Consider the following 3823-nt stretch of genomic DNA (forward strand, 5'->3'; position numbering starts at 1 on the left):
AAGAGTATTTGCTTTTATATTTATATTCAATTCTAAAAAATACTCTTTAATTATTTAAAGAATAGATAATAATTGTTTTACAATTAAAATTATTTGTTTGTTCTCTGAAAGTCAACCGTTATTTCAATCAATACTTCTAAATAAAGACGATCATTTTCATTGAGAAAACTTACTTAAACATTAATATTACCAGTTTTTTAATTAAGAGCTTTAATTTTTAAGTACAATTCTATGTTAACAAAGATTTTCAATACAAGCAATTTTTTTTAATTTAATGAAAATTTTTAAATATTTTGAATAAATAAAAATTTACGTATAAAGAAATTAGTGATTGTAAGCTCACTAAATTTTTTCTTAGATTAACATATCTAACATATTAGCCAAACTTAATTTATCAAATCTAAATTTTTTACTAAAAAAGAGAGTAAATATTTTTGACTAATGGCAACTAATCAATTTTTAAGTTGAACTTTAGCTTACTATAAATTTTTCTTCCCTCATCATAATCGCTTTGCGAAATTACACTTATTTTATAAATAAAGCCTCTATTTGCAAATAAAAAATTCGATTTAAGTTAAGTTTTGGTTAGTTATTTTTCAAATTTTGGATATCCGTAGAATCATTAATCTGAACTAAAATTACCTTTTTAACTAATTTACGAGATTAACAGTTAATTTTGATAATTATTTTAATTACTTCTGATCTGACATTGACGTTATTTATTCTTGCTAAACTATCTGCCAACATTATTAATAACGTTATGAATTAATATAATACCGACTTTTCTATTTTTTATAGATTTCTTTCTTAAAAGAATAACGAAAAAGAATAACGAGATAACGAAAAAGAATAACGAGCAAGGAAAATATTTTTCGCTATCTCTTCTAACTAAAATCAATTGACATAATATGGAAAACTAAAAACTAAGAGTAATTTTTAGGATTAAAATAGAAAGAATAATCACACTGCTCAAAGATAAGCAGTCCTTATATTTTTTTATTGTAAGATTTTTTCTAAAATAGAATAATAGTATGATATTATTATTTTTTTTAAGTTTTCTAATAAGCTCGCGCTCCGGTGGCACAGTTGGATAGCGCAGTCCCCTCCTAAGGGACAGGTCACAGGTTCAAATCCTGTCCGGAGCACCATATAATAAAGCAGGGTAATTATGATCACACGAATTGAACAGGATAGTATGGGAAATATTGAAGTTCCCTCTGATAAATATTATGGAGCACAATCCCAGCGTGCATTAATTAATTTTGCCATCGGGCGTGAAACTATGCCGTTTGAACTTATCCGAGCTTTTGGCATTTTAAAAAAGGCGGCTGCTCTCACTAATCATGAATTAGGTAAACTTTCTTCAAAAATTTTAACTTATATTATTCAAGCAGCTGATGAAATCATTGAAGGTAAATTGAACGAGCATTTTCCACTGAAAGTATGGCAAACTGGCAGTGGCACTCAAACCAATATGAATATTAATGAGGTTATTAGCAACCGAGCTATTGAATTAGCAGGTGGAAAACTTGGAAGTAAAAATCCTATTCATCCCAATGATGACGTTAATAAATCCCAATCATCAAATGATAGTTTCCCAACTGCCATGCATATTGCTTGTGCTGAAATGATCGTTCATCAACTTATACCTGCCTTAACAACCTTACGTGATACCTTAGAAAAAAAATCTAATGCTTTCGCTCAGATTATTAAAGTAGGACGAACTCATTTACAAGACGCTGTCCCTCTTACTTTAGGGCAAGAATTTTCAGGTTATGTGGCGCAATTAAATCATAATTTAGAAGCAATTACGAATGTTTTACCTGTTCTTTATCGGTTAGCATTAGGAGGAACTGCCGTTGGTACAGGACTAAATGCGCCACCCCAATTTTCTAAAAAAGTAGCAGAACATATTGCAAAATTGACCAAATTATCTTTTTACTCTGCTCCAAATAAATTTGGAGCATTAGCAGCACACGATGAAATTGTCTTGGTGAGCGGGGTTTTAAAAACACTCGCTTGCTCATTAATGAAAATTGCTAATGATATTAGGTGGTTAGCTTCAGGACCTCGTTGTGGTATTGGAGAAATTTTTATTCCAGAAAATGAACCAGGCTCTTCGATCATGCCAGGGAAAGTAAATCCAACCCAATCAGAAGCTTTAACAATGATATGTGTGCAAGTAATGGGAAACGACGCAACAATTACGATTGCAGGATCTCAGGGTAATTTTGAATTAAATGTTTTCAAACCAGTAATGGCATACAATTTAATTCAATCTATCTATTTATTGACAGATGGTTGTCGCTCTTTTAATGATCATTGCGTCATTGGTATCGAACCACATAAAGAAAAAATTAACACTTATCTCAAAAATTCTTTAATGATCGTGACTGTCTTAAATCAAATCATTGGTTACGATAAAGCATCTGAAATCGCTAAGAAAGCTTATAAAGAAAACCTTACAGTTAAAGAAGCTGCATTGAAATTAAAATATTTAACGGCAGAAGATTTTGAGAAAGTTATGAATTCTCAAACAATGCTGGAACTTTAAAATTTCTATAACTGATTTCCGATACGGTGCCAACGGACACAATGATTGTGAGAATCCCAACTCATCCACACAAATAAAGCACGTCCAATAAAAGCATTGCTTGAGACAAACCCCCAAGACCGGCTATCATCGCTGTCATCTCGATTATCACCCATTACAAAATATTTATCTTTAGGTACTACAAGGTCTTGAAAATCTTGAGCAGAGCGATCATAGCGACGGAGAATCAAATGCTTAACTCCATCTAGATTTTCTTCATATTCTTTAGCTTTAAAGGTTTTACCATCATCACCAATTTCAAGCGTATCTTTTATAAATCGCTGAAAAATTTTTTTTCCATTAATAAAAAGAACTTTATTTTGATAACTAATATGATCGCCAGGAAGTCCAATAACACGTTTAACAAAAGTAACAGCTGGATTAACTGCCCACCGAAGCAACGTAATTTGTCCTCTTTTGGGCTCGCCGATAACAAAAAATTTTTTATTCCATAAAGGAAAATATAATCCATAATCATATTGATTAACTAAAATTAAATCCCCCGGCATAATTGTAGGTTCCAAAGATCCTGTTGGAACTCGGTAAGGTTGAAATAATAATGAACGAATAATTAATATAATTAATAAAATAGGAAAAAAAGAACGTGCATAATCGATAATCAGTGGATAGTTACCATTGTTCTTAATAGGTGTTTTCTTTAATTGACACCATATCATATCAACTAAAATAATTATCCCAGAAAAAATAGTTAATAATAATAAAATATTGAGAAAATTAAAAACCATTCTAATTAAGTTCTCTTAAGTATTAGGGAGAGTATAAATAGCAATGCCTCTAAAAATATATGAGGCTAACTCTCTTTTTACGCCTCCAAGAATGGTATGGCCAAACAAAGTCACGATAATTCCATTAGCACCATCTTGTGCCGCCATTTGTTTGAGATATTTTTGAATTTGTGCCTCCCCTTCCGAGGAAATTTCTTTCGAAGAATATTCAACATTTATATAACCAAGCTGTTTATATATAAGCGGGAGTCTTACGGGATTATAAAAATTTACTTGATCCAGAGAAATAGGCGCAGTTAGCGGAGCTGTTGGTAAAAAAATACCTTGAGGGGCAAGCTTAAGTGGTGGAATCGATAAATAAACAGCAATTACTACAATTAAAGCAAGCACTACAGCAACGATACTACGTTTAGTAGACTTTAAATCCAATAGTATTTCTCCGTTTTTAAATTTTAACGATCTACACTGTCACGCATACCCATCT

The 3823-nt window shown here is 31.2% G+C and carries 3 protein-coding genes and 1 tRNA gene; 2 read left to right on the plus strand and 2 right to left on the minus strand.

What is annotated here, in order from left to right; translation table 11 throughout:
* Positions 1-1071: 1071 nt before the first annotated feature.
* Together CLERM_RS03605 and fumC are read left to right on the plus strand one after the other, a co-directional pair.
* Positions 1072-1148, plus strand: a tRNA-Arg gene (locus CLERM_RS03605).
* Positions 1149-1168: 20 nt separating this feature from the next.
* Complete coding sequence (fumC, locus tag CLERM_RS03610) at positions 1169-2554, plus strand: class II fumarate hydratase (protein ID WP_102157222.1); 1386 nt, start codon at positions 1169-1171, stop codon at positions 2552-2554.
* A gap of 5 nt (positions 2555-2559) precedes the next feature.
* On the opposite strand, the gene lepB is transcribed toward fumC, so the two are convergent.
* Positions 2560-3339: a signal peptidase I gene (lepB, locus tag CLERM_RS03615; RefSeq protein WP_102157223.1), complete on the minus strand. Its 780-nt coding sequence runs from the start codon at positions 3337-3339 to the stop codon at positions 2560-2562.
* Between the two features lie 15 nt (positions 3340-3354).
* A complete protein-coding gene (locus tag CLERM_RS03620; RefSeq protein WP_102157224.1) occupies positions 3355-3768 on the minus strand; it encodes a hypothetical protein in 414 nt (137 codons plus the stop codon).
* Positions 3769-3823 lie beyond the last annotated feature (55 nt).

Source organism: Coxiella-like endosymbiont, from assembly GCF_002871095.1.
Lineage (GTDB): Bacteria > Pseudomonadota > Gammaproteobacteria > Coxiellales > Coxiellaceae > Coxiella.